Raw genomic sequence first — 23,722 nt, forward strand, 5'->3', positions numbered from 1 at the left:
GGCGATCGGCCGCGGGCCATTTGAGAAACGAAGAGTGCTGCTTACCAGCGGAAGTGGCTGAATGCCTTGTTGGCCTCGGCCATCTTGTGCGTGTCGTCGCGCTTCTTGACCGCGCCGCCGCGGCCCTCGGACGCATCCATCAGCTCGCCGGCCAGGCGCAGGTCCATGGACTTCTCGCCACGCTTCTTGGCGGCCTCGCGAACCCAACGCATGGCCAAGGCCAGGCGGCGCACGGGGCGCACTTCAACCGGCACTTGGTAGTTGGCGCCGCCAACCCGGCGGCTCTTGACCTCGACGATGGGCTTGACGTTGCCGATCGCCTGACCGAACACCTCGATGGGGTCCTTGCCGGTCTTGGTCTGGATTTGTTCGAGGGCGCCGTAAACGATCCGCTCTGCGACGGCCTTCTTGCCGGAGAGCATGACGACGTTCATGAATTTGGCGAGTTCAACGCTGCCGAACTTGGGATCGGGCAGGATTTCACGCTTGGGTACTTCGCGACGACGAGGCATTTCTACTTCCTATGTCTTCAGTTGAACCGCGGGGTTTCGCCTGCGGCCGTGGCCTGTCACGTTGGGCTTGCGCCCCGACGGGCCCCTTACTCGTGCCGCTCCTGCAATCCAGGATGCGGCGACGCAACGGGTAAAGCTGCGAGACCTGGGGATCAGGCCTTCTTGGGGCGCTTGGCGCCGTACTTCGAGCGGGCCTGCTTGCGATCCTTCACGCCTTGCAGGTCCAGCGAGCCGCGGACGATGTGGTAGCGCACACCCGGGAGATCCTTCACCCGGCCGCCACGCACCAGAACCACCGAGTGCTCCTGCAGGTTGTGGCCTTCGCCGCCGATGTACGAAATGACTTCGTAACCGTTGGTCAGGCGCACCTTCGCAACCTTACGCAGAGCCGAGTTCGGCTTCTTGGGGGTCGTGGTGTAGACACGGGTGCAGACGCCGCGACGCTGCGGGCTGCATTCAAGAGCGGGCGACTTGCTCTTGGCGTGGCTGGATTCGCGCGGCTTGCGCACGAGTTGGCTGATAGTTGGCATAAGCCCTCTTCCGTAACCTTTTGGGGTCTTTTGGTTAGGTCTGGGGCCTACGTCACAAGGCCCAGACATCTACAACAAGCCATCCGGCAGCGCGGCCCCGAGCAGGAAGCCGCAACCGGGGCGAACCGGAAGAGGAACATGCACGGGCCGCACGATCGTGCGGCATGAAAACCTGCTGGGGGAGGAACGCCGCGACGCGGCTCTTGAGAAAGGCAGTGTTTGCGGGACATCCGGGCAATTTGTACCAGCCGGATATTGCAATTCTGCACATCAAAGAACGCGCGGCCCGGGCGAGCCGACTCCAGAGAGCTTGCCATAATAGCGTGCACGGCGCGAGACTGTCAACGACAGATCCGCTCGGGCGTACCGTGGCGGGCACACCGGCGGGCCGACTAGAATGGCGCGTCGCCACCAGCAGCCGGCCCGCTCCATGCCTCGAACCAAGAAAGACGCCCCCGCTCCGCGCGGCGCCGGCCGGCCGGTCGACAGCCAGTCGGTAGGCCGGGATCGTATCATCGACTGCACCGTGGACCTGCTCGGGCGCCGCACCCCGGAAGAACTCACCATCCTCGAGATCGCCGCCGAAGCGGGCGTGAACCGGGCGCTGGTGCGCTACTACTTCGGCGATCTGCGGGGTTTGCTGCACGAGGTGACCGAATTCCTGATGCGCCAGCTGCAGGACCGCATGGAGCGGGCGCTGCGGCAGCCGGGCTCCCTGCGGGAGCAACTCAAGGCGCGCCTGACGCTGCGTCTCGAGTTCATGCGGCAGCATCCCCATTTCGAGCGGCTGGCGCTGGCCGAGATCTACCATGCGCCCAGGACCGGGAACGAGGCCGGCGCGCCCACCCCCATCCAGCGCGTGACCGCGCGGGGGCTGGAGATCACCGCCATGCTCTTTCCGGAGGGCGTGCCGCCCGCCGTCGATCCGCGCTTCGTGCATCTAATATTGATAGGCGTGCCGGCCTTCGTCTCGACGGCGCAGCCGCTCATCGAGACGTTGTTCGGCACCGGCCCCCAGGCCGAGACGATGATAGACGCCTACGTCGACTTCGTCGCCCGCATGCTGGAGGACCAGATCCGGCCGGACGGCGGCGGACGCCTCCCCTCGCCCACCTAGGGATTCCCCTGTCCGGTCCGGCGTTGACGCGCCCTCCCGGCCGTCTTATCCTGACTTTAATTACCACTTATGGTAATTATTGCCGGGCCGAAGCGATGCATGCCCGGGGAGACAGCCTTGGAATATCTGCGCAATGCCTGGTATGCCGCCGCGGCCGAGGCCGAAATCACCCGGACGCCCCTGCGCCGGATGCTCCTGGACACGCCCGTCGTGCTGTTCCGCAGCCTGGACGGCAACCCCGTCGCCCTGCAGGATCGCTGCGCGCACCGCTTCGCGCCGCTGTCCCGGGGCACCCTGCTCGGCGACGAACTGCAGTGCGGCTACCACGGCCTGCGCTATGACCCCGGCGGCCGTTGCGTGCACAACCCGCACGGCCCCCGGATCCCCGCCCATGCCGACATACGCGCCTATCCTCTCGCATCGCGCTACGGCTTCATCTGGCTGTGGCCGGGCGATCCGGCGCTCGCCGACGCCGCGTTGCTGCCGGACCTTTCCCCGTTCGACCCGCGTCCGGGATATCGGACCCAATGGGGCTACCTGCGCATCGACGCGCATTACCAGCTCGTCATCGACAACCTGCTGGACCTCAGCCACGTCGAGTACCTGCACCCCGCCTTTGCCAGCGGCGGCGCCATCGGCAACACCCGCCACGAAGTCATCGAGGCGGACGGCGTGGTGCACGCGAATCGCTGGAAACCGGGCTGCACCGTGAGCCCGCTGCTGGGCCGGTGCTGGGGCAGGCCCGATGCCATCGGCGACGCGCGGTCGTGCATACGCTGGCACCCTCCCTGCACCCTGTTCCTGGACGTCGGCGCCACCGAGACCGGCGCCGACCCCGGCGACGGAGTGACCTTGTCGTTCCTGCATCTGCCGACACCGGAAAGCGGCACCCGGACACACTACTTCTGGGCGGCGACGCGCAGCCACTCCCCGGACGACGACGAACTGACTGGCTGGATACAGGCGACCACCGAGCGCGCCTTCATGCTGGAAGACGAGCCGATGATCGAAGCGCAGCAGGACAACCTCGGGCCGGGCGCCGACATGGCGTCGCTGCATCCCGTCTACCTTGCTCCCGACCTGGCGCCGGTCAAGGCGCGCCGGATTCTCGCGCGTCTGATCGAAGCCGAACGCGGCGCCCAGCCGGCAGGCATCCGGTAGCGCCGCGCCACCCCTGGTAACCATGTGAAGGAGTACCCGTCATGCTTCGTCCTCGCTCATCGATGCTGCGCGCCGCCGGGGCACTGGCCTGTTGCTGGGCGCTGGCCGGGACCGGCGCCCAGGCAGCGGCCACGCCCGAAGAGATCACGGTGCTGACGCCCGCTCCCCCCACCCTGCCCGGGTTCGCTCCCTGGATATTGGCGCAGGCCCGCGGCTACTACCGGGACCGGGGCCTGAAGGTCAACCTGATGGCGGCCAACGGCGGCGGGGTCCAGGTGGCCAAGCAGGTGGGCGCGGGCATCGCGCTGGCCGGCAGCTCGGTGGGCGACGCGCCGCTGTTTCTGCGGCCCAACGGCATTCCCATCAAGGTGGTGGCCGTGCTGGGCGGCCACTCCCTGATGCAGGTCGTGGTCCACGACGACGACGCCCGCATCAAGACGCCGGCGGACCTGCGCGGCAAGACGGTCACGGTCGGCTCGTATACCGACTCGATCTATTACAGCTTCCTGGGCATGCTCAAGCACTATGGCGTGGACAAGAAGGCCGTGAACATCCAGGCCGCCGGCCCGACCGGCGTCTGGAAACTGTTCGCCACCCGCGAGGCCGACGCCATGGTCGCCACGCCCGACTGGGCCCTGGCGGCGGTCAACGCGGGCGCCAAGGTGCGCGTGTTCTACGGCGACCAGGTATTCCCCGGCCTTCCCCAGGCCATCGTGGCCTCGGACGAAACGATACGCACCCGGCCCGACCTGGTCGAGAAAGTGGTCGGCGCCACCCTGCGCGCCATGCGCGAGATCATGCAGGACCCCGCCGCCGCCGTGGACGACTTCGTCGCCGCCGTACCCGCCTACCAGGACAAGCGCGACTATGTCGCGCAGATCATCGGCGCCTATGCCCGCGACGTCTATCCCGGGCAGGCCGTGCCCGGCAAGATGGACCCCGCCCTGCTGCAGCGGCTGCAGGACTTCTATGTCAAGGAAGGCTTGCTGGCCAGGCGCGCACCGCTGGAAGACTTCTATACCGACCGCTTCGTCGGCAAGGCGCCCTAGCGCCGCATCGTCCGGAGACATCATGCTGATCCGCCCCCTTACGCCGGCCATAGGTTCGGAAGTGCTGGACATAGACCTTGCCGACGCGACCCAGGTCACCCGCCATGCCGACCGGCTGCGCGCCCTCCTGGCCGAGCGCCAGGTCATCTTCTTCCGCGAGCAGCGTCTCTCGCCCGATGCCCAGGTGTTCTTCTCGCAGGTGTTCGGCGACGTCGAACCGGTGTCATCGACCTTTCCGTCGCACCCCGCCAATCCCTACGTGGAAATGCTCGTCACCCGCGGCAAGGAGACCGGCACCGATATCTGGCACGCCGATCTGACCTGGCAGCCTCGCCCGCCGGTGGCCGCCTGCCTGTATGCGGTCGAGGTGCTCGAGGTGGGCGGAGACACCATGTGGGCCAGCATGACGGCCGCGCACGATTCCCTGGACGAAGGACTGCGGCGCTACCTGGCCGGCATGACCGCCGTCCACCATTGGGAAGCTCCCGCCCTGGTGAACAACCTCAAGCGCCAGCCCGACGGCGACGAGAAGTACCACGCCATGCGCCGCCGCTACCCCCCTGTGGACCAGCCCGTCTTCCTGCCCCATCCCGCCACGGGCAAGCGCGTGGTTTTCGTCAACAGCCTGTACACGACGCGAATCAACCAGATGGGGCACGACGACGGCGCGCACATGCTGTCCTTCCTGGCCGGCCTGGCCCGCGTGCCGGAATGGCAGGTGCGGTTCAACTGGCGCAAGGGCTCGGTGGCCGTGTGGGACAACCTGGCCACCCAGCACTATGCGATCAACGACTACTACCCCTCGCCGCGGACCATGCACCGCGTGTCCATCCGCTAGCATCCCGCGGCCCGGCATGCGCAGGCTCAGTTCCGACCCCGCACTTCCGGCGGCTCCTGCACCTCGGGAGTGGCCGCGGCCAGGATCTCCGAGCGGTTTCCGCTTCGGGGCGGATAGATGCGCTCGCGATTGATGGTCCGTTTGGTCGCCTTGGCCGCATCCTTCGTCGAGATGACCCGGCGGTCCCAGCCTCCGGTATAGACGGCGCCCCACTCGCCCAGGTCCAGCACGGTCACGTACCAGTCGATGTGCAAGGGCAACATGGGTTCGCCAAGCAGATCCGCCGCAACGTTGTAGCCCGCGTAGCGGCCCATCGGCCGGCCATGCTGGCAGGACATGACCGAGGCATGTTCGCCGTCCAGCACCGCCCGGGCCGCATCGCCTGCGGCGAAGACGTGCGGCATTCCCCGCACGCGCATGAACTCGTCCACCTCCAGGCGACCGAGCCTGTCCCTTGCCGCCGGCAAAGCGCCGCCCAGGTCGCTGGCGCGCATGCCGGCGCACCAGACGACAGTCGACGCCTCGATCCGCTGCCCACCGGCCAGCGTCGCGCCATGCGCATCCAGCGAGGCGATGGATACGCTCGTGTGCATCTCCACGCCCAGGGAGGCCAGCGCCTCGACGATGACAGGCCGCGCCTCGTCGCCCATGTCCGGGCCGATGAGCGGGCTGGCATCGGCCAAGACGACCCGAGGTGCCGGCCGGTCGTGCGCCAGGGCCGACAGTTTCGCCAGCCTGGCCGGCAATTCGGATGCCAGTTCGATTCCGGTCAGCCCCGCCCCCACGACCAGCACATGCAGCCGGTCCGCGTCGCGGCCGTCCTGCGCCAGCGCGCGTAGGTGCGCATCGAGCCGCTTGGCGCCATGGTAGGTATCGATATCGAAGGAATGCTCAACCAGGCCGGGAATAGATGGCCGCTGCACGCTGCTGCCCAACGCGTAGACGAGGCGGTCGTAGCGAACCGTGAAGACACCTGCGCTCGTGCGCACATCGACCACACGGCGCTCGGTATCGACGCCTGTGACCACGCCCCGGAGGTGCTCCACGCCTATCGGATCCAGTACCAGGGAGAACGGCACGATGGTGGCATCGAGGTCCTCTTCGTAATTGCGGACGCGAATACTGTGAAAATCGTGCTGGTCGATCAGAGTCACGCGCACGGCATCCGGGCCGACGCCGTGCTCCTCCAGTTTCCTGGCGGCTCCAATCGCACTCCACAGGCCGGCGAAGCCGCCGCCCAATACCACGATGCGTTTCATCTAGACAGCTCCTTTGCTTCAAACATGACAGTCCGGCGCGCTACATGCCGATGTAGTCGCGCACCAGTTCGGGTCGGTCCCGCAAGGCTTGTGAGGAGCCTCGCCACACGACGGCGCCCTTCTCGAGGATGTAATGGCGGTCCGCCACCCGCATCAGCGGCCCCAGGTTCTTGTCGATCACCAGCAGCGCCAGCCCGCGCCGCTTGAGCAGTTCGATGCAGCGCCAGATGTCGCCTCGGACCAGCGGCGCCAGCCCTTCGGTGGCTTCGTCCAGGATCAGCAGTTCCGGGGCTGTCATCAACGCGCGGCCGATGGCGAGCATCTGCTGTTCGCCGCCGGAGAGGTGGCATCCCAGATGATGCTCCCGCTCGCGCAGGCGGGGAAACATGCCGTAGATATCGTCCAGGGACCAGCCGGCATCCCGCATCGCCGGCGCCCGGGCCGTGGCGAGCAGGTTCTCGCGTACCGTCAGGTTGGGAAAGATGCGCCGGCCCTCCGGTACCAGCCCCAGACCGACCCGTGCTCTCTGGTGCGCGGCCAGCGGCCGCAAGCTGCGGCCCCGCCATCGGACGTCGCCTCCCCGCAGGCGCAACAACCCCATGATGGACTTGACGGTAGTGGACTTGCCCATGCCATTGCGGCCTAGCAAGGCGACGCACTCACCGGCGTGGATCTCGAGGTCTATGCCGAACAAAACCTGGCTGGCCTCATAAGCCGCCTCGACACCGCGCAGGCTGAGCAACGGCGCCACACCCTCATTCGTCCCGGCGCGTTCAGTCATTCCCGTCTCCCAGGTACGCGGCACGCACCTCGTCGTTGCCGCGTATTTCCCGCGGCGTGCCGCAGGCGATCACACGGCCGTACGACAACACAGTGATACGGTCGGCCAGCGCGAAAACCGCATCCATGTCGTGCTCGACCAGGACGATGCTGTAGGCACCCTTGAGCTCGCGCAACATGTCGACCAGCCCGGCCGATTCCTGGCGGCTCATGCCCGCCATCGGCTCGTCCAGCAGCAGCACCTCGGGGCGCATCGCGAGTGCCATCGCGATCTCCAGCTGGCGCATCTCGCCGTGGGCCAGCGCACCAGCCGACCGGCCAGCCGCGTACGCCAGCCCGACCCGGCCCAGCGCCACCCGGGCCGGCCCGACCAGGCCCGCATCCCGGCGTGCCGGCCGCCAGAAGCGGAAACTGTGTCCCTGCCCGGCCTGGACCGCCAGCATGACGTTTTCCAGCACGGAGAATTCCCGGAACACCGAGGTGATCTGATAGGAACGCCCGACGCCGCCCAGGGCCCGCTGATGGACCGGTGCCCGCGTGATGTCGCGCCCCTTCAGCGAGATCATGCCTGCGTCCGGCGCGATTTCGCCGGCCAATTGATGGATGAACGTGGTCTTGCCCGCGCCGTTGGGGCCGATGATGGCATGCAGTTCTCCCCGCTCCAGGGTCATGCAAAGCTCGTCGGTCACCTTCAGCGCCCCGTAGCGCTTGACCAGCCGGTGCGCCGCCAGGATCTCAGCCATCGGTGTCCTCCCGGCCCGCCAGGGCGCCGTACAGCCCGCGCCGCGCGAACAGCACCACGGCCACCACGAATACGCCGAACACGCCCAGCCAGTGCGTACGGATCAGGTCTGCCGCGCCCGCCGGCAGGTCGAGCGGCATGCCCGAGAGAAACTCCTCCAGCAGCACGAAGGCCGCCGCCCCCACGATCGGCCCCAGCAGCGTTGCCATGCCGCCCAGCACGCACATCAGTACCAGATCTCCCGAAAGAGTCCAGCTCATGTACGAAGGCGATGCGAAGCGGGCCAGGTTGGCCAGCAGCACCCCCGCCATCACCACGATCATCGCTGACAGCACGTAGGCGGCAAGCCGGTAGCGCAGCAAGGGAAATCCCAGGGCTCGCATGCGGCGCGGATTCTGGCGGCTGCCGCGCAGCACCAAGCCGAAGCGCGAATCAGTCAGCCGCTTGCACAGGGCGCAGATGATCGCCAGCACGGCCAGCACCAGCAGGTAGAACTGGTAGGGATCGTCCAGCGACAGGCCAGGCACGCGGCTGTGCGACGCGATGGTCAACCCGTCGTCGCCGCCGTACTGCTTGAGGCTGATCGCCAGGAAATAGAACATCTGGGCGAAAGCCAGCGTGATCATGATGAACGCCATGCCGCTCGTCTTCAGGCAAACGAGTCCCACGATCAGCGCCACGGCCGCGCCGGCGGCCAACGCCACCGCCAGGTGGGCAAGACCCGAGTCAACGCCGTGGGCCGACAGGATGCCCACCGAGTAGGCACCAATGCCCAGATACATCGCATGGCCCAGGCTAACCATGCCGCCGTACCCGAGTACCAGGTTCAGGCCCACGGCCGCCAGGCCGAGGATCATGATGCGCGCGACCAGGCCGAGCCAGAACGGCTGGCCCAGCAGATGGGCGGCCGCCGGCACCGCGCACAGCGCCAGGAAGATCGCCGCGGCCGGAGCGGCACGGCGGAAGGCCTTCCCGCGGGCCCCGGCGCTCGCACCGTAGGGTGGCGTGTCCTTGGCGTACAGGGTCAAGTTCATGCATGCCTCACTGGGAAGAGTCCGTGCGGACGCATGGCCAGGACCAGCGCCATCAGCAGATAGATCAGCATGGAAGCGACCGCCGGTCCCGCAGCCTGGGCGAAGACCTTGCCCACCAAGGCATCGAAAACCGCCGGCAGGAAGGCGCGCCCCAGCGTGTCGATCAGGCCAACCAGCAGCGCTCCGTAGAAGGCCCCGCGTATGGAGCCGATGCCACCGGTCACGATGACCACCAGCGTCAGCACCAGCACGGGCTCGCCCATGCCGGGCTGCACCGACAGGATGGGCCCGGCCATCACGCCAGCCAGCCCCGCAAGACCGGCTCCCAATCCAAAGATCAACGCATTGAGCAGGCGGATGTTGACTCCCATCGCGCCAACCATTTCCGCATCGGCCGCGCCGGCGCGTATCAGCATGCCCACGCGCGTCCGGTTGATCAGGACATAGAGCCCGAGACCCGCCACGAGCCCGACCGCGATGATGGCGAACCGGTATGCGGGATACGGGAAGCCGAACAGCTCGACTGTTCCGGACAGCGCCGGCGGCACGTTGATGTAGACCGGAGCCGGCCCCCAGAAGAAGCGCACGATCTCGTTGAACACCAGGATCAGGCCGAAGGTGGCCAGCACCTGGTCCAGATGGTCGCGCGTGTACAAGCCGGCCAGCACCATGCGGTCGACGGCCAGGCCGATCAGCATGGTAGCCGGCACGGCCAGCAGCAGCGCAAGCAGGAAGGAATCGGACGCGCCCAGCATGACCGCCGCCAGATAGGCGCCCATCATGTAGAGCGATCCATGCGCGAGGTTGACGAAGTTCATGATCCCGAACACCAGCGTCAGGCCGGCCGACATCAGAAACAGCAGGATCCCGAACTGCAGGCCATTCAGCACCTGGGTGGCGATGAGTTGAGCGTTCATGGCACGGGCTTCATTCCATCGGGCATTCGGCGTGATAGGCGTCGCGATGATTCTTCAGCGGGGTCGCGATGGTCTTGAGCGTGACGCGGCCGCGCGCATCCTTCACCACTTCGAACACGTGCATGTCTTGGACGGGAAAGTTGTTGTTGCCAAACTTGAACGGACCGCGCACCGACGGAAATTCGGCCTGCCTGAGCGCCGCCATGAAGGCGCTCTTGTCCTCGACGCGGCCGCCCACCTTCCTCAACGCCGAATCCAGCAATTGCGCGCCGTCGTAGCTCTGCGCCGCGTAGTGGGAAGGAATGCGGCCGTACTTCTTCTCGAATCCGGCAACGAAGACGCGATTGGCCTCGTTGTCCAGGTCCGGCCCCCAGGCGGTGCCGGTGATCACCCCCAGGGCGCTTTCGCGCTGGGCAGGAAGATTGATGGCGTCGGTGGTGGACGCGGACAGCACCGGTATCCGACCCAGCAGACCCGCCTGCTGGTACTGGCGCAGGAAGTTCACGCCCAGCCCGCCCGGATAAAAGACGAACACGGCATCGGGCTTCCTGGCCGCGATCTGCGTCAGCTCGGCCGAGAAATCTTGCTGGCTGAGCGGGGTATAGACCTCGTCCAGCAGCGGCTCCTTGTAGTAGCGCTTGAAGCCGGTCACGAAATCGAAGCCCGACTGGTAGTTGGGCACCATGGTGATGATCCGCTTGTAGCCCTTGGACGCGGCATAGTGGCCCACGACCTCGGCCTGCTGGTCGTTCTGCCAGGACGTGCTGAAGAAATAGGGCGAGCACGCCTTGCCTGCCAGTTGGCTAGGCCCGGCATTGGTGCCAATCAGGAAGACTTGTTTCTGGGTGATGCGCGGATGCACGGCCAGCATGACATTCGAGAATGTCACGCCGACGATGATGGGCACGTCGTTGCGGCCCGTCAGGCTTTCGGTCAGTTGCACGCCCACCTCGGGCTTGAGCTGACTGTCGGCCTTGATCACGCTGATATCCCGGCCGCCCAGCTTGCCGCCGTTGCGGTCCAGATAGAGCATGAAGCCGTCGTACATGTCCTGTCCCAGCGCCGCTTGCGGACCGGACAGTTCGGCCATGAAGCCGATCTTCAGCTTCTCCTGACCGGCCGCATGCGCGGCCGGCAGGGTCGCCAGGGTCACGCAGGTCCCCAGGCAGGCGCCCATCAGGCGATGATGCATTTTCATGATGTCTCCTTCCGCCCGCCTTGTCGCGAACGCTGTCGTTACCGGCCGCATCTCGTCGTTTCCGGCTTTATATCTAGATATTCAATGACCAGATTACGAAGCGGATTCTGGGCCCGTTCCAGAAGCTAGTCAATCACAATCTGGATGTGTATAGTCCGGATTATCCATTACGAGGCATAGCCATGAGGATGAGCGAAGGCGTGGAGTGGGGCCTGCATTGCTGCGTGGCCCTGGGCTGGATAGGACAGGACGAAGTGGTCTCCACCGCCAGGCTGGCGGCCAAGTTCGGCCTGCCCGCCGCCTATCTGAACAAGTCGCTGCAAGCGCTCGCGCGGGCCGGCATCCTGGCCTCCTCGGCGGGACCCAAGGGGGGCTTTCGCCTGGCGCGCCCGCCGGCCCGGATCACCCTGCTCGAAGTGGTCGATGCGATCGAGGGCCAGGAGGCGGCCTTCCGTTGCTCCGAGATCCGCCGCAACGGCGAAGGCGCAGCTCCCGCGGCCGAATGCCGCCGGCCCTGCGCGATCGCCTCGGCCATGCGCGATGCCGAGGCCGCCTGGCGCAAGGAACTGTCGCGCCAGACGATCGCCATGATCATGGACAAGGCACCCCGGACGGCGGCGGAACGCACGGTTCGCTGGCACGCGTACGCCTGATGTAACGTCTTGATACACAAGGTCGAGCTGGCTTTGCGCGCCCCGTCACGACTTCTTGGCTAGGATGGACCATCGTAGGGCAAAGACCGCAAGCGTCTTTGGACACGACACACCAACCCTGCCCCTCAGGAGCCCACGATGAGCGACAAGACTTCCCTCCCCGGCCACAGCACCACCGGCGCCGGGGCCCCCGCGCCCAGCGACCGCAACTCGCTGACTGTCGGCAGCGACGGCCCCCTGGTCCTGCACGATGTGCATTTCCTCGAACAGATGGCGCACTTCAACCGGGAAAAAGTCCCCGAGCGCCAGCCCCACGCCAAGGGCTCGGGCGCCTTCGGCGTGTTCGAGACCACCGAGGACGTCTCCCGCTACACCAAGGCGGCCTTGTTCCAGAAAGGCTGCAGGACGGAGATGCTGGCCCGGTTCTCGACGGTGGCCGGCGAGTCCGGCAGCCCCGACACCTGGCGCGACGTGCGCGGTTTCTCGCTGAAGTTCTACACCACCGAGGGCAACTACGACCTGGTCGGCAACAACACGCCCGTGTTCTTCGTGCGCGATCCGATGAAGTTCCCCCACTTCATCCGCAGCCAGAAGCGCCTGCCCGATTCCGGCCTGCGCGACGCCCACATGCAGTGGGACTTCTGGACGAACAATCCGGAAAGCGCGCACCAGGTCACCTACCTGATGGGCGACCGCGGCATCCCGCAGTCCTGGCGCCACATGAACGGCTTCGGGTCGCACACCTACATGTGGGTCAACGCGGCGGGCGAGAAATTCTGGGTGAAGTACCACTTCCACAACCAGCAGGGCGAGAAGAACCTGACCAACGAGGAAGCCGCCCGCATCGCCGGCATGGACGCCGACTACCACCGGCGCGACCTGTTCGAGGCGATCGCGCGCGGGGACCATCCCAAGTGGGTGATGTCGGTGCAGGTCATGCCGTACGCCCAGGCCAAGACCTACCGCTTCAATCCCTTCGACCTGACCAAGGTGTGGCCGCACAAGGACTACCCGCTGATCAAGGTCGGCGTGATGACCCTGAACCGCAACCCGGCCAATTTCTTCGCCGAGATCGAACAGGCCGCCTTCTCGCCCGGCAACACCGTGCCGGGCATCGGCCTGTCGCCCGACAAGATGCTGCTGGGCCGCGCCTTCGCCTACAACGACGCGCATCGCGCCCGCATCGGCACGAACTTCCACCAGTTGCCCGTGAACCGTCCGAAGGTGCCGGTCAACACCTACATGTTCGACGGCAACATGACCTATGAACATGCGGGCAATGCCGCCACCTACGCGCCCAACAGCCAGGGGCGCGCCTGGGCCGACGGCGGCGCGGCGCCGGAGGAAAGCTGGGAGGTCGACACCAGCCTGGTGCGCGAGGCCTACAAGCTGCGCAAGGACGACGACGACTTCGGCCAGGCCGGCACGCTGGTGCGCGACGTATTCGATGACGCCCAGCGCCAGCGACTGGTCGATACCGTGGTGGGCACGCTGAAGTCCGGCGTGCGCGCGCCGGTGCTCGAGCGGGTGTTCGACTACTGGAAGAAGGTCGACGCCGACATCGGCCGCCGCATCGAGGCCCAGTACAAGGCCTAGGTACCCGGGCCGGGCCCCGCCTCCCGGCCTGGTCCCGTCCGGCGGCGCTTTTCGCGCGCCGCCGGCCCCTCCCCCCTTTCCCGCCATCTGGCCCGGAACTTGCAAGCAGACAGGCCGATGACCGGCCGGCGCACTCATCCGGGGCACGCATTCCTCGCCATTAGGTGATTCCCCCAATGAGCGGCCGGCCAAATACTCAGTACAGTGAGCATATTGTTCAGCCTACTGAGTATTTTGGTGCATCACGGCACACATCCAGTGCGCCCTACTGATCCGATCAACCGACCCCTGCGAGTTCCCCATGCTGACCAAGATGCCCTTCCACCTGCTGTGCTCCCTGGCCCTCGCCGCCCTCCTGCCCGTGGCGAAGGCAGAGGTCAAGGCAGCTCCCACCTTCCCCGTCAAGACGGTCGAGATCACCGTGCCCTACGCCGTGGGCGGCGGGGTCGACATGCTGGCCCGGCTCATCGGCGACCAGCTCGGCAAGCTGGGCCAGCCCGTCATCGTCGACAACAAGGCCGGCGCCGGCAGCACCGTGGGTACCCGCATCGTCGCGGGCAAGCCCAAGGACGGCCACTCCCTGCTGATGATGAACGACGCCTATTCCCTGGCGCCCGCCATCTACAAGAACCTGGGCTACGACCCCAAGAAGGATCTGGCGGCGGTGATCAATGTCGCCTACGCTCCCATGCTGGTGGTCGTGCCGGCGTCTTCCCGCTTCAAGACCCTGGCCGACGTGGTGGCGGCGGGCCGCCAGCCGGGTTCCAAGCTATCGTACGGCTCCTGCGGCGCCGGCACCGACCCGCACCTGGCGGGCGAGATGATGAACATCGAATTCAAGATGAGCAACGTGCACGTTCCGTACAAAGGCTGTGGCCCCGCCCTGGTCGACGTCCTGGGCGGCCAGGTGGACCTGGCGGTGGTCACCATCTCCGGCGCGCTGACCTACATTTCCTCGGGCAAGCTGCGCGCGCTGGCCATCACCTCCAGCGAACGCTCGAAAGCGGTGCCCGACGTGCCCACCGTGGCCGAGAGCGGCGCGCCCGGCTTCAACCTCAGCCAGTGGCAGGGCCTGGCGGTGCCTGGCGGCACGCCGGACAACATCAAGATGGACATCTACAAGACGGTGTCGGCCATCATGAAGACCGACGCCATGCGCAAGCGGCTGGAGGACCTGGGCTACACCACCGCGGACGAAGGCCCCGCCGCGTTCCAGAAGATCGTCAACGACGACATCGACCGTTTCGCCGCGCTGGCCAGGAAGATCGGCCTGAGCGCGGATTGAGGCTTCCCGCATCCACGACAAGGAAAACCGATGAACAAACTGAACATCAGCCTCTCCGTAGGCAACTACGACCGCACCCAGGCCCTGTTCGACGGCCGCGTGGCCATCGAGGGCTGCAACGTGCGCGCCGTGCCGCTGGAGCCGGAAGAGGCCTTCCACCGCGCCTTCCGCTACGAGGAATTCGACGTGACGGAAATCTCGATGAGCAGCCACATGATGACCACGGCCCGCGGCGACAACAAGTACGTCGCGGTACCCGCCTTCCTGTCGCGGGTCTTCCGGCAGTCGGGCATCTACGTGCGCACCGACCGCGGCATCCAGCGTCCGCAGGACCTCAAGGGCAAGACCATAGGCGTGCCCGAGTACCAGATCACCGCGAACGTCTGGATCCGCGGCATCCTCGAGGATGAGTACGGCGTCAAGCCGGCCGACATCAAGTGGCGGCGCGGCGGCGTCGAGGAACCGGGCCGGGGCGAACGCGCGCCCATCGAACTGGATCCGTCCATCGACCTGAAGCAGATTCCCGACGACAAGACGCTGTCGGGCATGCTGGAGTCCGGCGAGATCGACGGCTACATCGGCGCCCGCGCGCCGTCCTGCTTCCTGCGCGGCGCGCCCAACGTGGGCCGCCTGTTCGGCGACTACATCGAGGCCGAGAAGGACTACTTCCGCCGCACCCGTATCTTCCCCATCATGCACATGGTCGGCATACGCAAGTCGCTGGTGGAAGAGAACCCCTGGCTGCCCGTCAGCGTCTACAAGGCCTTCCTGAAGGCCAAGGCCCTGGCCGTCAAGGAGCTGGACGAGATCTGCCACCTGGCCGTCACCCTGCCCTGGATGGTCCACCACCACAACGAGGCCAAGGCGCTGATGGGCGAGGACTACTGGCCTTACGGCCTGCCCGCCAACCACCACGTCATCGAGACCTTCGCTCGCTATCACCACGAGCAGGGCCTGTCGCGCCGGCGGGTCGCGCCCGAGGAGCTGTTCGCCGCCTCGTCCCTCGACCTGTCCAAGATCTGAAGGCGCCATGAAAGCTCCCGCTGTCGACTACGTGGCGCCGCGCAGCCTTGACGAAGCGCTGCAATGCCTGGCCGGCGTTGACAACGCGCGGGTGCTGGCGGGCGGCCAGTCGCTGATGGCCATGCTGAACATGCGGTTCGCGTTCCCGGACTGCCTGGTGGATATCAACCGCATCCCGGAACTGGCCTACCTGCGGGACGAGGGCGACACGATCCGGATCGGCGCCATGACACGACAGCGGGACGTCGAGTTCTCGGACCTGGTCCGCGACCGGCTGCCCATCCTGCGCGAGGCGATCCTGAACGTCGGCCACCGGCAGACGCGCAATCGCGGCACCGTCGGCGGCAGCTTGTGCCAGCTCGACCCCTCGGCCGAGATCCCCACCATCGCCATGGCCCTGGACGCGCAATTGCACGTGGCCAGCGCCGCCGGCACGCGCAGCCTGGCGATGGCGGACTTTCCCGCCGGCTACATGACGCCGGCGCTGGAGGCCGACGAGATGCTGGTGGGCGTGTCGATGCAGCCCTGGGAGCCGGGACACGGCTGGAGCTTCCTGGAGTTCTCCCGGCGGCACGGCGACTTCGCCATCGCATCGGCCGCCGTGCTGCTGCGCTTCGGCCCGGACGCGCGGGTGGACCGCTGCTCCATCACCCTGGGCGGCGTATCGACGGCGCCCGTGCGCATGGGGCAGGCCGAACAGGCGCTGCTGGGCACCAAGGCCGAGGCGGCCGACATCGAACGCGCCGCCGCGCTGTGCGGCGCGGTGGATGCCAGTTCCGACGCCTACGTGCCCGGCTGGTACCGCCAGCGGCTGGCGCGCGTCCTGTCCAGCCGCGCGATCACCCGCGCGCTCGAGCGCGCAACGAGATGAGATTCCCCATGGCAACGACGCAAGATCCCCGCCCCGTGCACCTGTCCGTCAACGGCAAGCCCTGCCAGGGCATGGCCGCGCCGCGCCTGCACCTGGCCGATTTCCTGCGCGGCGAACTGAAGCTGACCGGCACTCACGTCGGCTGCGAGCACGGCGTTTGCGGCGCCTGTACGGTGCTGGTGGACGGTGTCTCGGCGCGCAGTTGCCTGATGCTCGCGGTCCAGGGCGAGGGCTGCGCCATCACCACCGTCGAAGGCCTGGCTGCCGACGAGCACGAGCTCCATCCGCTGCAGCAGGCCTTCCATGAACTGCACGCGCTGCAATGCGGCTTCTGCACGCCCGGCATCCTGATGTCGCTGTCCGAGCTGCTGGCTGCGAACCCCGATCCGGACGAGGACACCGTGCGCGACGTGCTGTCGGGCCACCTGTGCCGTTGCACGGGCTACCAGAACATCGTGGCCGCGGCGCTGCGCGCCGCCCGGCTCCTGCGCGAACGAGACGGCCATGCACGCTGAGCGCCAACTGACCGCCATCCCCGGCATGGGTGCGAGCCCGGGCCGCATCGAGGACGAGACGCTGCTGCGGGGCAAGGCCTGCTTCCTGGACGACGTGCCCGTCCCCGATGCGCTGCATGCCTGCTTCGTGCGCAGTCCGCATGCCCACGCGCGGCTGCGCGGCATCGACGCGGGCCAGGCGCGCGCCCTGCCCGGCGTCGTCGCGGTCTATACCCGCCAGGACCTGTTCGGGCACATCACCTCGTGGCGCATGCCGCTGGGCTTTCCGCTGGCGGCCCTGCCCGAGGACACCACTCCCTTCGCGCTGGCCGGCGACGAGGTCGCCTTCGTGGGCGAGGCCTATGCGGTGGTGGTGGCCCGGACGCGGCACGAGGCCGAGGACGCCGCGGCCGCCGTGCAGGCGGAGTTCGAGGTCCTGCCCGCCGTCGCGGACTGCCGCCAGGCCGTGCGCGGCGATGCTCCCCGGGTGCGTACCGAGCTGGCCAGCAACGTGCTGCAGGACTACACCCTGGCCTACGGCGACTGCGACGCCGCCTTCGCCCGCGCCGACATCGTGCTGGACGACGAATTCCAAGTCCATCGGGGCTGCGGCCATCCCATGGAGGGCCGCGGCGTGGTGGCCGCGCTCGATCCCGCCACCGGCATGCTGACCGTCTGGTCCTCGACCCAGATGGCGCACGAACTGCACTACACCATCGCCCACATGCTGGACCAGCCCGAGGACCAGCTGCGGGTGATCACCCCCGACGTGGGCGGCGGCTTCGGCGCCAAGTTCATGATCTACCCCGAGGAAATCGTGGTGCCCGCCGTCGCCCGCGCGCTGGGCCGACCGGTCAAGTGGGTGGAGGACCGCCGCGAGAACTTCCTGACCACCATCCAGGAACGCGACCAGTTCTGGCGCATCTCGGTGGCCGCCGACCGCGATGGACGCATGCTGGGCGTGCGCGGCGGCTTCGTCCACGACCACGGCGCCTACACGCCCCAGGGCACCAACGTCCCGTACAACGCCGCCTCGTCCATGACCGGGCCCTACGTCGTGCCCGCCTTCTCGCTGCACGTACAGGTGGCCTACACCAACAAGGTACCGGTCGCCACCATACGCGGCGCCGGCTATCCGCAGGCGGCCTTCGTCATGGAACGCATGATGGACCGCCTGGCATCCGCCGCGGGAATCGACCGGCTCGAATGCCGCCGGCGCAATCTCATCCCCCCGGAAAAGATTCCCTACACCAAGCCGCTCAAGTCGCGCGCCGGCGTGCCGCTGGTCATCGACAGCGGCGACTTCCCGGCCCTGCAAGCCACGGCCGCCCGGGCCATCGACTACGAGGGCTTCGCGCGGCGGCAGGAGGAATCGGCCCGCGCCGGCCTGCTGCGCGGCATCGCGATCGCCAACAGCGTCAAGCCCACCGGGCGCGGCCCCTACGAGAGCGCGCGCGTCCGCGTCCATCCGTCCGGCCGCATCGTCGTCCACACCGGCGCCCTCGCCATGGGCCAGGGCATCAAGACCACGCTGGCGCAATTGTGCGCCGCGCACCTGGGCGTGGAGCCGCAGGCGGTGGAGGTCTCGGCGGGCGATACGGGCCTCTCCGGCTACGGCATGGGCGGCTTCGCCAGCCGCCAGGCCATGATGGCCGGCTCGGCCGTCTCCGAGGCCGCGGCCAAGGTCAGGGACAAGGCGCTGGCCACGGCCGCCGCCGTGCTCGGTGTGAGCGCGGATGAACTGATGCTGAGCCAGGGCGAGGTCCATACGCCGGACTTCGCCAGGCGCGTCCCGCTGGCCCGGCTGGCCATGCTGCTCAAGGGCGTGCCCGGTTATGCGCTGCCGGTCCCCGGCGACCCGGGCCTGGATGCGACCGTGCATTTCCACTGCGATGCGCAGGCCTACGCCGGCTCTTCCCACGCCTGCGAGGTCGAAGTCGATCCGTTGACGGGCGCCATCCACGTGCGGCGCTACGTGGCCGTGCAGGACAGCGGCAATCTGATCAATCCGCAGATCGCGCACGGCCAGGTGCATGGCGGCGTGGTGCACGGCATCGGCAACGCGCTGTTCGAATGGATGGGCTACGACGACAACGCCCAGCCCCTGACCACGACTTTCGCGGAATACCTGTTGCCCACCGCGCCGGAGGTGCCTCCCATCGAGGTCATCTTCCAGCCCTCGCCCACGCGCTTGAACCCGCTGGGAGTCAAGGGCATAGGCGAATGCGCGACGCTGGCGGTTGCCGCCGCCGTGATAGGCGCCGTCGAGCACGCGCTGGACGGCCACGGCGTGCGCATCACCGAATTCCCGCTGACCCCGGTGCGCCTGGCCGAGCTGCTCGATCCGCCGGCCCGGGACACGACGGCACCCAGCGCCAACCCCTGACTCCGATCGCAGACGCCATGGAATTCACCAATCACTTTCACGTCCCCCTGCCGCTGGAAGAAACCTGGAAACTGATGCTGGACGTTCCCCGCATCCTGCCGTGCCTGCCCGGGGCCCGGCTCAAGGAAGCGCTGGGCGACGACAAGTACCTGGGCTCGGTATCGGTCAAGCTGGGCCCCATCAAGCTGGCCTTCGACGGCCAGGCCGAGCTGGTGCGCAAGGACGACGAGCGGCACATCGCCTGGCTGCGCGGTTCCGGCCTCGACCCCAAGGGCCGCGGCTCGGCCCAGTCGGAATTCAGCTTCGCGCTGGTGCCGGCCGCGGGTGGCGGCACCGACGTCACCGTCGCCACCCAGCTGCAACTGTCGGGCGCGGTAGCGCAGTACGGACGCGGCAGCGGCATGATCGCCGAAGTGGCGGGCCACATCCTCAAGCAGTTCGAGCACAACCTGGCTGCATCGCTGCAGGACGACGCCGATGCGGCCGAACCGGCGGCACCCATGCCCGGCACTCCCGCCCAGCCCGCCGCCACGGCGCCGGGCGAACCGGCCGCGCCCCGGCTGGCCGCGGTTCCGGGCAGCGCGCCCGCTTCGCCCGAAGCCCAGGCCCTGCTGCTGCAGGCGCAGGCCGTGCTGGCCCAGGCGCAGGCCGTGCTGGCGGCCACGCAGCAGGCCCTGAACCAGAACCGGCGCGGCGCGGGCCGAACCGCGCCGCCGCCCCAGGAGCTGAACATGCTCAGCATAGGCATGAAGGCCTTCTGGTCCCAGTTCAAGCAAGGCGTGGGAGGGCTGTTCGGCCGCCGCTAGCCGCGGGCCCCGTGCGCGGGGCCGCACGATGAAGATCAGCATACTGACCAATGGAAACATCATGAACTGGACACGAATCGCCGCGGTGGACGAGGTCGAAGACGACGCCGGCATGCCGTTCAAGCTGGACGGCCGCGAACTCGCCCTGTTCCGCAGCGGCGGCGAATTCTTCGCCGCCGACAACGTCTGCACCCATCAATATGCGCTGCTGACCGACGGCTATGTCGAGGACGGCTGCGTGGAATGCCCGCTGCACCAGGCGCAGTTCGACCTGCGCACCGGCGAGCCGCGCTGTGCGCCGGCCACGCAGCCGATCCGCATCTATCCCGTCAAGGTCGAGGACGAGGCCGTCTATGTCGCCGTCGAATGACGCCTCCGCGCCCCTGGTCATCGTCGGCGCGGGCCAGGCCGGCGCCATGGCGGCGCGTGCCCTGCGCGAGCTCGGCCATGCCGGGAAGGTGGTCCTGATCGGCGACGAGCCCCATGCGCCCTACGAGCGCCCGCCCCTTTCCAAGGCCGTGCTGGCCGACGAACAGCCGCCGGACGTCAACCTGTTGCCCGAGCCCTTCCTGGCCCAGTCCGGCATCGTGCTGCAACCGGGCCGGCGTGTCGTCCGCCTCGATGCCGCGCGGCGCGAACTGCACCTGGACGACGGCGCGGTCCAGGCTTATCGCGCCTGCCTGCTTGCCACCGGCGGCGACGTCCGCGTCTTGCCGGCCCTGCCTCCCGGTACGCCGGGCGTCCACTACCTGCGCACGCTGGACGACGCGCAGCGCCTGCGCGCGGCCCTGCGCACCGCGCGCAGCCTGCTGGTGACAGGCGGCGGCTTCCTGGGACTGGAGATCGCCTCCACCGCCCGTGCGCTGGGCCTGGACGTCACCGTGATGGAACTGGGGCCGGCGCTGCTGGGCCGGGCGATGCCGCCCGAGGTCTCCCGCTGGCTGGCCGCGCGCGCCCGGGCCCACGGCGTACGCCTGCATCTGGGCGCGCAGCCGTCGGGCCTCGTGCCCGTCGCCGGCGGGATCGCCGCCACGCTGGCGGACGCGGGCGTGTTGCGGGCGGACCTGGCGGTGGTCGCCGTGGGCCAGGTACCCAACGTGGCGCTGGCGCGCGAAGCCGGATTGCTGATCGATGCCGGCAACGGCGGCATCCGGGTCGACGAGCGCTGCCGCACCAGCGCCGAAGGGGTCTACGCCGCGGGCGATTGCGCCAGCGGCCGGGATGCCGCCACCGGCACGCACCGCCGCCTGGAATCCTGGCAGAACGCCAACGAACAGGCGCGCATCGCCGCCGCGGCGATGCTGGGCCAGGACGCCGAGCCGCCCCCGCCTCCCTGGTTCTGGACCGATCAGTTCGGCTGCAACATCCAGATGCTGGGCCACGGCGCGCCCGGCCTGGCCTATCGCCTGCGCGGCCAGCTCCCGGAAGGCCGGGACCCGGGCAAGGCCATGCTTTTCGGCATCGAGGGCGGGCGCCTGGTCCATGTCATCGCCATCAACGCCGGCGGCGACCTGCGCGCCTTCCGAAGCGTGCTGGGACGCCCCCTGGCCTGCGCGCCGGAAGCGCTGGCCGATCCCGGCATCCCCGCCAAACAGCTCGCGCGCCTGGCCCTGGGCCCGGCGTCCGCCTAGGGACCAACGAAAGGAAGCACCATGTACAAGAACCAGGAAATCCTCGACTACACGGTCGGCGCGAAGAACCGTCCCGCCGACGACTATGCCTGGCCGGCGGACGACCACCTGATCCCCGACTGGGTCTACACCAGCCAATCGGTGTACGAGCGCGAGATGGAGCGCATCTTCAAGGGCCGTTCGTGGAACTTCGTCGCCCTGGAGGCCGAGATCCCCAATCCGGGCGACTACAAGCGCTCCTACGTCGGTCCCGTGCCGGTCGTGGTCTCGCGCGCCGACGACGGCAGCATCCACGTCTTCGAGAACCGTTGCGCGCACCGGGGCGCGGAATTCTGCCGCAGCAGCCGTGGCCACGCGAAGGAGTTCGTCTGCCCCTACCACCAGTGGTCCTACGACCTCAAGGGCAACCTCCAAGGCATTCCCTTCAAGCGCGGCGTGAACAAGCAAGGCGGCATGCCGCGCGAGTTCCGCAACGAGGACCATGGCCTGTTCAAGCTGCGCGTCACGACCCGGCACGGCGTGGTCTTCGCCTCGTACTCGGCCGACGTGGAGCCGCTGGAGGAATACCTGACGCCCGAGATCCTGAAGGACTTCGACGTCGTCTTCCCCGGCAAGCCGCTCAGGATCCTGGGCTATTACAAGAACGAGCTGCCCTGCAACTGGAAGATGTATCACGAGAACCTGAAGGATCCGTACCACGCCACGCTGCTGCACTCGTTCCTGGTGGTGTTCGGCCTGCTGGTGGCAGGCAACGACTCGGCCATGATCGCCGACCCCGTGCACCACCGGCACGGCACCATGGCCTCGGCCAAGAAGGAAGACAAGTACGCCGCCGTCAGCGAGGAAAACAAGAAGGAGATGCGCTCCTTCCACGACGGCATGCGGCTGCAGGACGACCGTTTCCTGGAGTTCGTGAAGGAATTCGACTCGCCCTGGTCGGTGACCATGCAGACCATCTGGCCCAACCTGGTCGTGCAGCGCGAGATGAACACGCTGGGCGTGCGCCAGATCGTGCCCAACGGCCCCCACAGCATGCTGATGATCTGGACCATGTTCGGCTACGAGGACGACACGCCCGAGATGACCCGGCATCGCCTGCGCCAGGGCAACCTGATGGGGCCGGCGGGCTTCCTGGGCCTGGAGGACAACGAGGCCATGAAGTTCGTGCAGGAGGGCGTGCGCCGCAGCAGCCTGGACACGAACGTCGTGAAACTGGACGCGGGCAACGTCGGCACGGCCACGTCGCTGATATCGGAAGCCGCCATACGCGGCATGTATCGCTACTACCGCGAAGTCATGGGATGGGAAAAGGCATGATGACATTGCAGCTTTCAGGATATGCGCCCTCGCGGGTGGACGCACGGCGGGCGGCGGAGCTGCGGCCGCTGGTCGAGCATTTCAACATCGAGTATTGCGCGGTGCTGGACAGCGGCCACATCGAGGAATGGCCACGCTTCTTCGCCGAGGACTGCATCTACCGGATCACCGCGCGCGAGAACGCCGAGCTGGGCATGCCGGTAGGGCTGGTCTATGCCGAGGGGCGCCCCATGCTGCACGACCGGGCGGTAGCGATCTCGCGCACGCAGATGTTCGCGCCCCGCACCATGACCCACCTGCTGTCCGCCCCCCGCATCGTCGGCGAGGAAGGACAGGAAATCTGGGCCCAATGCAATTACGTGCTGCTGCAGACCCTGGTGGAGGGGCCCACCACGCTGCACCTGGCCGGCACCTACCACGACCGGTTCGTCCGCGACGGCGACGAACTGCTGCTGCGGGAGAGGCAGGTGATCCACGAATCGTCGGTGATCGCCAACGACCTGGTCTATCCCGTCTAGGAGGA

Annotated in this window: 24 protein-coding genes; 16 read left to right on the plus strand and 8 right to left on the minus strand. The window is 67.7% G+C overall.

The features are described from left to right. Nucleotides 1-41: 41 nt before the first annotated feature. Nucleotides 42-512: a 30S ribosomal protein S7 gene (rpsG, locus tag CDO46_RS09620; RefSeq protein WP_087838326.1), complete on the minus strand. Its 471-nt coding sequence runs from the start codon at nt 510-512 to the stop codon at nt 42-44. A gap of 152 nt (nt 513-664) precedes the next feature. Then, nucleotides 665-1,042, minus strand: a complete 378-nt coding sequence (rpsL, locus tag CDO46_RS09625) for a 30S ribosomal protein S12 (protein ID WP_087838327.1) — start codon at nt 1,040-1,042, stop codon at nt 665-667. 430 nt (nt 1,043-1,472) lie between these two features. On the opposite strand from rpsL, the gene CDO46_RS09630 reads away from it, so the two are divergent. The 4 genes from CDO46_RS09630 to CDO46_RS09645 all read left to right on the plus strand — a co-directional run bounded on the left by CDO46_RS09630 (nt 1,473) and on the right by CDO46_RS09645 (nt 5,207). Then, nucleotides 1,473-2,159 (plus strand): TetR/AcrR family transcriptional regulator, encoded by a 687-nt coding sequence (locus CDO46_RS09630; protein ID WP_087838489.1) that lies wholly within the window; start codon nt 1,473-1,475, stop codon nt 2,157-2,159. 117 nt (nt 2,160-2,276) lie between these two features. Next, on the plus strand, nt 2,277-3,320 hold the full coding sequence (locus CDO46_RS09635) for an aromatic ring-hydroxylating dioxygenase subunit alpha (RefSeq protein ID WP_176400693.1): 1,044 nt from the start codon (nt 2,277-2,279) through the stop codon (nt 3,318-3,320). A gap of 41 nt (nt 3,321-3,361) precedes the next feature. Then, entirely contained in the window at nt 3,362-4,369 is a 1,008-nt protein-coding gene (locus CDO46_RS09640) for an ABC transporter substrate-binding protein (RefSeq protein WP_087838329.1), read from the plus strand. 22 nt (nt 4,370-4,391) lie between these two features. Continuing rightward, nucleotides 4,392-5,207: a TauD/TfdA family dioxygenase gene (locus CDO46_RS09645; protein WP_087838330.1), complete on the plus strand. Its 816-nt coding sequence runs from the start codon at nt 4,392-4,394 to the stop codon at nt 5,205-5,207. A gap of 26 nt (nt 5,208-5,233) precedes the next feature. On the opposite strand, the gene CDO46_RS09650 is transcribed toward CDO46_RS09645, so the two are convergent. Genes CDO46_RS09650 through CDO46_RS09675 form a run of 6 tightly spaced genes read right to left on the minus strand, consistent with a single transcriptional unit; the run spans nt 5,234 to nt 11,137 of the window. Continuing rightward, complete coding sequence (locus CDO46_RS09650; protein WP_087838331.1) at nt 5,234-6,466, minus strand: NAD(P)/FAD-dependent oxidoreductase; 1,233 nt, start codon at nt 6,464-6,466, stop codon at nt 5,234-5,236. A 40-nt stretch (nt 6,467-6,506) separates the two neighbouring features. Beyond that, nucleotides 6,507-7,217 carry an ABC transporter ATP-binding protein gene (locus CDO46_RS09655; protein WP_087838332.1) on the minus strand — a complete coding sequence of 237 codons (711 nt, stop codon included), beginning with the start codon at nt 7,215-7,217 and terminating at the stop codon, nt 6,507-6,509. A gap of 22 nt (nt 7,218-7,239) precedes the next feature. Continuing rightward, complete coding sequence (locus CDO46_RS09660; RefSeq protein WP_087838333.1) at nt 7,240-7,989, minus strand: ABC transporter ATP-binding protein; 750 nt, start codon at nt 7,987-7,989, stop codon at nt 7,240-7,242. Beyond that, a complete protein-coding gene (locus CDO46_RS09665; protein WP_087838334.1) occupies nt 7,982-9,022 on the minus strand; it encodes a branched-chain amino acid ABC transporter permease in 1,041 nt (346 codons plus the stop codon). Before CDO46_RS09665 ends, CDO46_RS09660 begins: the two co-directional genes overlap by 8 nt. Next, nucleotides 9,019-9,939: a branched-chain amino acid ABC transporter permease gene (locus tag CDO46_RS09670; RefSeq protein WP_087838335.1), complete on the minus strand. Its 921-nt coding sequence runs from the start codon at nt 9,937-9,939 to the stop codon at nt 9,019-9,021. The genes CDO46_RS09665 and CDO46_RS09670 overlap by 4 nt, the downstream gene beginning before the upstream one ends. A gap of 10 nt (nt 9,940-9,949) precedes the next feature. Continuing rightward, the gene (locus tag CDO46_RS09675) at nt 9,950-11,137 is read right to left on the minus strand and encodes an ABC transporter substrate-binding protein (RefSeq protein ID WP_087838336.1); all 1,188 of its coding nucleotides are present in this window, start codon (nt 11,135-11,137) and stop codon (nt 9,950-9,952) included. A 182-nt stretch (nt 11,138-11,319) separates the two neighbouring features. Between CDO46_RS09675 and CDO46_RS09680 the strand changes: the two genes are divergently transcribed. From CDO46_RS09680 to CDO46_RS09735, 12 genes are all read left to right on the plus strand, one after another. Continuing rightward, complete coding sequence (locus CDO46_RS09680; protein WP_087838337.1) at nt 11,320-11,790, plus strand: Rrf2 family transcriptional regulator; 471 nt, start codon at nt 11,320-11,322, stop codon at nt 11,788-11,790. A 138-nt stretch (nt 11,791-11,928) separates the two neighbouring features. Then, a complete protein-coding gene (locus CDO46_RS09685) occupies nt 11,929-13,386 on the plus strand; it encodes a catalase (protein ID WP_087838338.1) in 1,458 nt (485 codons plus the stop codon). Between the two features lie 301 nt (nt 13,387-13,687). Beyond that, nucleotides 13,688-14,671 (plus strand): tripartite tricarboxylate transporter substrate binding protein, encoded by a 984-nt coding sequence (locus CDO46_RS09690; protein WP_087838339.1) that lies wholly within the window; start codon nt 13,688-13,690, stop codon nt 14,669-14,671. 30 nt (nt 14,672-14,701) lie between these two features. Next, on the plus strand, nt 14,702-15,694 hold the full coding sequence (locus CDO46_RS09695) for an ABC transporter substrate-binding protein (protein WP_087838340.1): 993 nt from the start codon (nt 14,702-14,704) through the stop codon (nt 15,692-15,694). A 7-nt stretch (nt 15,695-15,701) separates the two neighbouring features. After that, entirely contained in the window at nt 15,702-16,565 is an 864-nt protein-coding gene (locus CDO46_RS09700) for a xanthine dehydrogenase family protein subunit M (protein ID WP_087838341.1), read from the plus strand. Nucleotides 16,566-16,573: 8 nt separating this feature from the next. Next, nucleotides 16,574-17,080: a (2Fe-2S)-binding protein gene (locus CDO46_RS09705; RefSeq protein ID WP_087838342.1), complete on the plus strand. Its 507-nt coding sequence runs from the start codon at nt 16,574-16,576 to the stop codon at nt 17,078-17,080. Continuing rightward, nucleotides 17,070-19,445 (plus strand): xanthine dehydrogenase family protein molybdopterin-binding subunit, encoded by a 2,376-nt coding sequence (locus CDO46_RS09710; RefSeq protein WP_087838343.1) that lies wholly within the window; start codon nt 17,070-17,072, stop codon nt 19,443-19,445. The genes CDO46_RS09705 and CDO46_RS09710 overlap by 11 nt, the downstream gene beginning before the upstream one ends. Nucleotides 19,446-19,462: 17 nt before the next feature. Further along, on the plus strand, nt 19,463-20,251 hold the full coding sequence (locus tag CDO46_RS09715; protein WP_087838344.1) for an SRPBCC family protein: 789 nt from the start codon (nt 19,463-19,465) through the stop codon (nt 20,249-20,251). 61 nt (nt 20,252-20,312) lie between these two features. Further along, nucleotides 20,313-20,621 carry a non-heme iron oxygenase ferredoxin subunit gene (locus CDO46_RS09720; protein WP_087838490.1) on the plus strand — a complete coding sequence of 103 codons (309 nt, stop codon included), beginning with the start codon at nt 20,313-20,315 and terminating at the stop codon, nt 20,619-20,621. Further along, nucleotides 20,605-21,882 carry an NAD(P)/FAD-dependent oxidoreductase gene (locus CDO46_RS09725; protein ID WP_087838345.1) on the plus strand — a complete coding sequence of 426 codons (1,278 nt, stop codon included), beginning with the start codon at nt 20,605-20,607 and terminating at the stop codon, nt 21,880-21,882. Before CDO46_RS09720 ends, CDO46_RS09725 begins: the two co-directional genes overlap by 17 nt. A gap of 21 nt (nt 21,883-21,903) precedes the next feature. Beyond that, the gene (locus CDO46_RS09730) at nt 21,904-23,199 is read left to right on the plus strand and encodes an aromatic ring-hydroxylating dioxygenase subunit alpha (RefSeq protein WP_087838346.1); all 1,296 of its coding nucleotides are present in this window, start codon (nt 21,904-21,906) and stop codon (nt 23,197-23,199) included. After that, complete coding sequence (locus CDO46_RS09735; RefSeq protein ID WP_176400710.1) at nt 23,199-23,717, plus strand: nuclear transport factor 2 family protein; 519 nt, start codon at nt 23,199-23,201, stop codon at nt 23,715-23,717. Before CDO46_RS09730 ends, CDO46_RS09735 begins: the two co-directional genes overlap by 1 nt. Nucleotides 23,718-23,722: the final 5 nt, after the last annotated feature.

The organism is Pigmentiphaga sp. NML030171 (assembly GCF_002188635.1).
In the GTDB taxonomy this organism is placed as follows: Bacteria; Pseudomonadota; Gammaproteobacteria; order Burkholderiales; family Burkholderiaceae_B; genus Pigmentiphaga; species Pigmentiphaga daeguensis.

Excerpts from the sequence above, each read along its gene's own strand:
- rpsG (WP_087838326.1), bottom strand. The coding sequence starts at position 512 with ATGCCTCGTCGTCGCGAAGTACCCAAGCGTGAAATCCTGCCCGATCCC.
- rpsL (WP_087838327.1), bottom strand. The coding sequence starts at position 1,042 with ATGCCAACTATCAGCCAACTCGTGCGCAAGCCGCGCGAATCCAGCCAC.
- CDO46_RS09630 (WP_087838489.1), top strand. The coding sequence starts at position 1,473 with ATGCCTCGAACCAAGAAAGACGCCCCCGCTCCGCGCGGCGCCGGCCGG.
- CDO46_RS09640 (WP_087838329.1), top strand. The coding sequence starts at position 3,362 with ATGCTTCGTCCTCGCTCATCGATGCTGCGCGCCGCCGGGGCACTGGCC.
- CDO46_RS09645 (WP_087838330.1), top strand. The coding sequence starts at position 4,392 with ATGCTGATCCGCCCCCTTACGCCGGCCATAGGTTCGGAAGTGCTGGAC.
- CDO46_RS09650 (WP_087838331.1), bottom strand. The coding sequence starts at position 6,466 with ATGAAACGCATCGTGGTATTGGGCGGCGGCTTCGCCGGCCTGTGGAGT.
- CDO46_RS09660 (WP_087838333.1), bottom strand. The coding sequence starts at position 7,989 with ATGGCTGAGATCCTGGCGGCGCACCGGCTGGTCAAGCGCTACGGGGCG.
- CDO46_RS09665 (WP_087838334.1), bottom strand. The coding sequence starts at position 9,022 with ATGAACTTGACCCTGTACGCCAAGGACACGCCACCCTACGGTGCGAGC.
- CDO46_RS09670 (WP_087838335.1), bottom strand. The coding sequence starts at position 9,939 with ATGAACGCTCAACTCATCGCCACCCAGGTGCTGAATGGCCTGCAGTTC.
- CDO46_RS09675 (WP_087838336.1), bottom strand. The coding sequence starts at position 11,137 with ATGAAAATGCATCATCGCCTGATGGGCGCCTGCCTGGGGACCTGCGTG.
- CDO46_RS09680 (WP_087838337.1), top strand. The coding sequence starts at position 11,320 with ATGAGGATGAGCGAAGGCGTGGAGTGGGGCCTGCATTGCTGCGTGGCC.
- CDO46_RS09685 (WP_087838338.1), top strand. The coding sequence starts at position 11,929 with ATGAGCGACAAGACTTCCCTCCCCGGCCACAGCACCACCGGCGCCGGG.
- CDO46_RS09690 (WP_087838339.1), top strand. The coding sequence starts at position 13,688 with ATGCTGACCAAGATGCCCTTCCACCTGCTGTGCTCCCTGGCCCTCGCC.
- CDO46_RS09695 (WP_087838340.1), top strand. The coding sequence starts at position 14,702 with ATGAACAAACTGAACATCAGCCTCTCCGTAGGCAACTACGACCGCACC.
- CDO46_RS09700 (WP_087838341.1), top strand. The coding sequence starts at position 15,702 with ATGAAAGCTCCCGCTGTCGACTACGTGGCGCCGCGCAGCCTTGACGAA.
- CDO46_RS09705 (WP_087838342.1), top strand. The coding sequence starts at position 16,574 with ATGGCAACGACGCAAGATCCCCGCCCCGTGCACCTGTCCGTCAACGGC.
- CDO46_RS09710 (WP_087838343.1), top strand. The coding sequence starts at position 17,070 with ATGCACGCTGAGCGCCAACTGACCGCCATCCCCGGCATGGGTGCGAGC.
- CDO46_RS09715 (WP_087838344.1), top strand. The coding sequence starts at position 19,463 with ATGGAATTCACCAATCACTTTCACGTCCCCCTGCCGCTGGAAGAAACC.
- CDO46_RS09720 (WP_087838490.1), top strand. The coding sequence starts at position 20,313 with ATGAACTGGACACGAATCGCCGCGGTGGACGAGGTCGAAGACGACGCC.
- CDO46_RS09725 (WP_087838345.1), top strand. The coding sequence starts at position 20,605 with ATGTCGCCGTCGAATGACGCCTCCGCGCCCCTGGTCATCGTCGGCGCG.
- CDO46_RS09730 (WP_087838346.1), top strand. The coding sequence starts at position 21,904 with ATGTACAAGAACCAGGAAATCCTCGACTACACGGTCGGCGCGAAGAAC.
- CDO46_RS09735 (WP_176400710.1), top strand. The coding sequence starts at position 23,199 with ATGACATTGCAGCTTTCAGGATATGCGCCCTCGCGGGTGGACGCACGG.